This window comes from Paenibacillus sp. 1-18 (assembly GCF_000520755.1).
GTDB lineage: Bacteria > Bacillota > Bacilli > Paenibacillales > Paenibacillaceae > Paenibacillus > Paenibacillus brasilensis.
The window spans coordinates 1-4,663 of sequence record NZ_ASSB01000319.1; the positions used below are offsets into that span (position 1 = coordinate 1).

Annotated in this window: 5 protein-coding genes; 2 read left to right on the forward strand and 3 right to left on the reverse strand. The window is 47.7% G+C overall.

Going from position 1 to position 4,663, the window contains the following annotated elements; genetic code table 11:
* Window positions 1-52: 52 nt before the first annotated feature.
* Together yidC and L693_RS0120350 are read right to left on the reverse strand one after the other, a co-directional pair.
* Entirely contained in the window at window positions 53-886 is an 834-nt protein-coding gene (yidC, locus tag L693_RS0120345; protein WP_025719496.1) for a membrane protein insertase YidC, read from the reverse strand.
* Entirely contained in the window at window positions 852-1,172 is a 321-nt protein-coding gene (locus L693_RS0120350) for a hypothetical protein (protein ID WP_025719497.1), read from the reverse strand. Before L693_RS0120350 ends, yidC begins: the two co-directional genes overlap by 35 nt.
* A 231-nt stretch (window positions 1,173-1,403) precedes the next feature.
* Here L693_RS0120350 and L693_RS0120355 point away from each other — a divergent pair, with 231 nt between their 5' ends.
* Window positions 1,404-2,762, forward strand: a complete 1,359-nt coding sequence (locus tag L693_RS0120355) for a PQQ-binding-like beta-propeller repeat protein (protein ID WP_025719498.1) — start codon at window positions 1,404-1,406, stop codon at window positions 2,760-2,762.
* Window positions 2,763-2,805: 43 nt separating this feature from the next.
* On the opposite strand, the gene nadA is transcribed toward L693_RS0120355, so the two are convergent.
* Window positions 2,806-3,912 (reverse strand): quinolinate synthase NadA, encoded by a 1,107-nt coding sequence (gene nadA, locus L693_RS0120360; RefSeq protein WP_025719500.1) that lies wholly within the window; start codon window positions 3,910-3,912, stop codon window positions 2,806-2,808.
* Between the two features lie 165 nt (window positions 3,913-4,077).
* Here nadA and L693_RS0120365 point away from each other — a divergent pair.
* The coding region (locus L693_RS0120365) for an aminotransferase class V-fold PLP-dependent enzyme (RefSeq protein ID WP_025719501.1) at window positions 4,078-4,663 on the forward strand (586 nt) is incomplete at its 3' end.

Here is a 4,663-nt window from a genome sequence, read left to right on the forward strand (position 1 = left end):
ACACAAGACATACTGGAACGCAATGACGATGTTAAACACTCATTATCTTCTTTTAGGTCGGTGTGACCTTTCCAAGCTTAGCCTTAGTCTCTACTTCCTCCGTTGGATAACGTTTACGGAACCATAGGGACTGGAGCAGCAAAAAGGTGCCACTGACTGTCCAGTATAGTGGCATGGCTGCAGGGGCGTTGAAGGAAAAGACCGCCATCATAATGGGTGAAAGATATCCCATAATGGCAAATTGCTTGCGCTGGTCAGCCGTCATTTGAAGCTGAGAAAGCTTGGCCTGTGCCAAGTAAACGACTGCGACGATCACTGCCAAAATCCAGTCCGGCCGTCCGAGCCGGAACCATAGGAAGGAGTGAGAGGCCAGCTCCGGGGTTAACCGGATCGCAGTGTACATGCCACTCAATATCGGGAGCTGAATGAAAATAGGCAAACAGCCGATATTGAGCGGATTGAACTGATGCTCTTTGTAAAGTGCCATCATTTCCTGCTGCATACTCTGCTGGCTGGCAGCATCCTTCTTATTTTCGTACTTTTTCTTAATTTGGTCCAAGTCGGGCTGCATGGCGCTCATCTTGCGCTTCATCCCCTGTTGAGCACGTGTTTGACGCATCATTAGCGGCAGTAACGCCAGACGGACAATTAACGTCAATGTCATGATGGCCAGTCCAAAGCTTCCACCAAACCATTGCGCCAATTGCTGGATGAGCCAAGAAAGCGGAAATACTACATAATGATTAAAAAATCCGGGTGTCTGTGCATTAATCTCTCCAGCAGTCGCACCGCAGCCAGATAGCAGCATGACCACCGCCAATGCTACCATCATTCCTAATACCCGTTCTTTTTTACCCCAAAAGGTGAATCCCTTGAAACGTTTCATATGTTCCTCCTCGTTGATTGGCTGTACTATCGTTCAACGAGGGGAAACAATCTGAGGTGTCTTCATCCGGCGCTTCCTTACGCCGGATATGGCGTGCCAGTCGGACAGGCATGTCCTGTCCACGGGCAGATATCGGCATCAGTGAAGAAGCATGCGACCGCACAGCCCCGCCTTCTACCCAGCATTCGGGTACACTGCCGTGCAAATGAGTGAGATACGCATAGGTTACGGTACACAGCAAGCCGATTGTAAATAAATAGGGCAGCAGGTCCTGAAGCTCAAACAAGGGATTCACCTCCTTCGGTTCGTTGCTACGATTATAGCACGAAACCGGGTCAACGACTAATCTTTAATTAGAGATACAGCCTGGTTCACAAGCAACTGGTTTTAGTGTCTGGACTCAAGAAAAACTAAAATGTAAACATATCATGAAACTTTTGGCTTTATTTACAGTCTAATCAAAAGGGAATTTCATGTAAAACCTTACTCCTACTAACTATTAAAGGAGCAAGCACATATGAGAAAAACGATACATTACTCATTGTTCACAGGATTGGCGGTAGCCATCATTGGACTGCCTCTGATCAGCGGCGGGTTCGCTGAAAAAGCAAGTGCAGAGCAATCTGTCGTCTCGATGAGCAACGGAGCTTATAGCAGCTCAATCCAAGCACCTGTGATCAAGCCTTCCTGGTCTTTTCCCATTATCCCAATCGATAGAAATCAGTATTCAGAGCAGGCGGTTGCAGTAGCGGAAAACGGTAAGGTATTCGCAATTGATTCGAACCACAGACTGGTTGCCCTAGAGGGCAGCTCGGGCCGGAAATTGTGGCAATATGGTGATCAGCTTACCCCTGTTTTGATTCATAGCAATGGCACCATCTACGGAATGACACAGAACGGCTCCATCTATGCCGTTACAGAATCAGGCAAGAAAGTATGGACCACTTCGTTAGGATTTACGAAGGCAGGTAATATTTATCGAATCGGCTCTACAGTATACATTACACAGTCGGAGCAAACGGCTGCTGTCGATGCTGCCAGCGGCAAACTCAAATGGAAAATCAGTGAGGATAAGGACTCATACCATGGTCTGAACAACCTGATGGAGACTGATGGTGTCCTTATCCGCAATTATAACGTACAGGGCAGCCTGACCTTTGAACAGATCAATGCCTATGACGCTAAAACCGGCAAAAAGCTTTGGGACAGCTTCAGAACTTCCTTTCCACTGGCCGTTAAAGACGGGGTGGTCTACTCTCTTGCCAATACGGTTATGATTGATGATGACCCGGTAAATCGCAAAGTTACGATAGCACAGTACGACCTCAAGACAGGTGAATCCAAAGGAGATCGTCAGTACCGATGGACCGAAGCTGAAAATAAAGATGGCACTTTCCAATCTGGAGGCATATATGGTTCTGCTTTTTTGTACGGTAAAGACCTTTATGTCTTTCAGGGAAAGGCACTGGCTTCCTATGACTTCTGGAACTACAAAGCAGACAGCAAACCTGCTCGCAAGTGGTCGCAAGAAGGCTATGAACAACTTTTTCCCTTATCGTCCATTCATGAAGGTCGCATGTTTTATCAAGATTTTAGAACAGGCGGACTGATTGCCATGAAGCTGGCCTCCGGGCAATTCATCCATTACGATTACGGTGATAATCCGACCGTTCAAGCTGACGTGTTTGGCAAAGGTGTTTACGTCGGACAATCAGATGGCGTATTTCACGGCTATGACCTGATGACCTTGAAGCCCGTGTTTACTGTCAACACAGGCTCACGCTCCTTCGGTCCAACGCTCAAATCCGGTGGGATGATATTTATTCAAAACGGCAACCGTCTGCTTGCCGTCAAGCTCCCTGCTTCTCTAAAATAAGTCCACAGATTTCAAGAAGGAATCTCGCTGGAACGGCAAAAGCTTAACGAATAGCCAGCATGCGATTCAGCGCCAGTACAGCCTCCTGTCTGACCTGATCATCCACACGAATCACACCCACAGGCTCTCCTCGATCAATCTGCTCCATTGACCACAGCAGATGTGGAAGATCAATCCGGTTCATGGTCAGACAAGGGCACATATCAGGATTGAGCGATTCGATCTGCTGTTCAGGGTACTGCTGCTTGATTCGTTGCACGAGATTCATCTCTGTGCCAACGGCCCATCGGGTCCCCGGCTCTGCCGCACGGATCGTATCAATGATGAATTTTGTGGATCCCGCGCAATCTGCGAGCTGTACGACCTCATAAGAGCATTCGGGATGAACGATGACCCGGATGTTCTTGTCACGCTCACGGACGTTGCGAATATGATCTATCGTAAACTTTTCATGTACAGAGCAATGCCCTTTCCATAAAATAATTTTCACGGTTGCAGGGTCCCGTTCAGTCTCCAGTTGATCTGTCATCGGATTCCATACGGCCATTTCATCCAGTGGAATTCCAAGATCGTAGGCTGTATTGCGACCCAAATGCTGATCCGGTAAAAACAAAATGCGTTCCTTTTGCTTCAGCGCCCATTCCAGCACTTGCTTGGCATTCGAAGAAGTCACGGTAGCCCCGCCATGCCGTCCTACAAAGGCTTTGATCTCCGCTGTGGAATTCACATAGGTTAACGGAATCATCGTGTCTCCAACAAGCTCCTGCAAATGCTTCCAGGCCCGTTCGGTTTGCTCCATATTCGCCATATCTGCCATCGAACAGCCTGCGCGCATATCCGGCAGCACGACCGTTTGTCGGTCGGCAGTCAGCATATCCGCCGTTTCAGCCATAAAATGAACTCCGCAAAACACAATAAACTCTGCTTCCTGATTTTGTGCGGCCATTTGGGCAAGCTGTAGAGAATCTCCTGTTATATCAGCGAACTGAATGACTTCATCCTTCTGATAGTGATGGCCCGGTATGAGCAGCTTTGGACCCCATTTTTGCTTCAGCTCTGCGACACGATGCTCCATGTCTGCAACAGTCAGTGTCTTATAGTGCTCCGGCATCAGCCCTCGATTTCCCTGTAAAACGTCAAGTATAGACATCCCAATCCCTCCATTATCTTTGCGGCTGTCTGTCTCTGCTTTTATTAACAGATAACCGTCGTGCTCCTGCTATTTACAAGTGTCTTGACACTTATATTTACACATGCCTACAATAATCTCAAGGATTTTTGTAATGGAATTATTTTTAAACAGGGAGGATTGGCTGTGATTTATCTGGACTATGCCGCTTCTACACCAATGTGTGACGAAGCTTTGAATATGTATAACGAAGTAAATAAAAAAATGTTCGGAAATTCCAGCAGCCTCCATGATGCAGGCGGCCAAGCAGCTTATGTGCTCGATTACAGCAGACAGCGGATGGCGGATATGATTGGCGGGCAAAAGGAAGGCGTTTATTTTACAGCAGGAGGAACGGAATCCAATATGTTGGTTGTGCAGTCAATTCTGAACGGATTGCCAGAGCACAAAAAACATTGGATTATGAGCGCACTGGAGCATCATTCTATGTACAATCTTGCCATTTTGCTGGAGAGTCAGGGTTATGAGCTGACGATTGTACAGCCGGACAAGAATGGACAAATAACCGTCGAGGCTCTCTTGCCTCATCTCAGAGAAACCACGGGTCTCGTATCCGTGCAGCACGCCAATTCGGAAACTGGACTGATTCAGGATCTTGCCGCCTTGTCTCCCCTACTGCGAGAACGTGGTATTTTGCTTCACAGCGATGCGGTACAGACCTTTGGAAACATTCCTGTTGATGTAGCTGCCTTGGGAGTGGATGGCCTCTCCA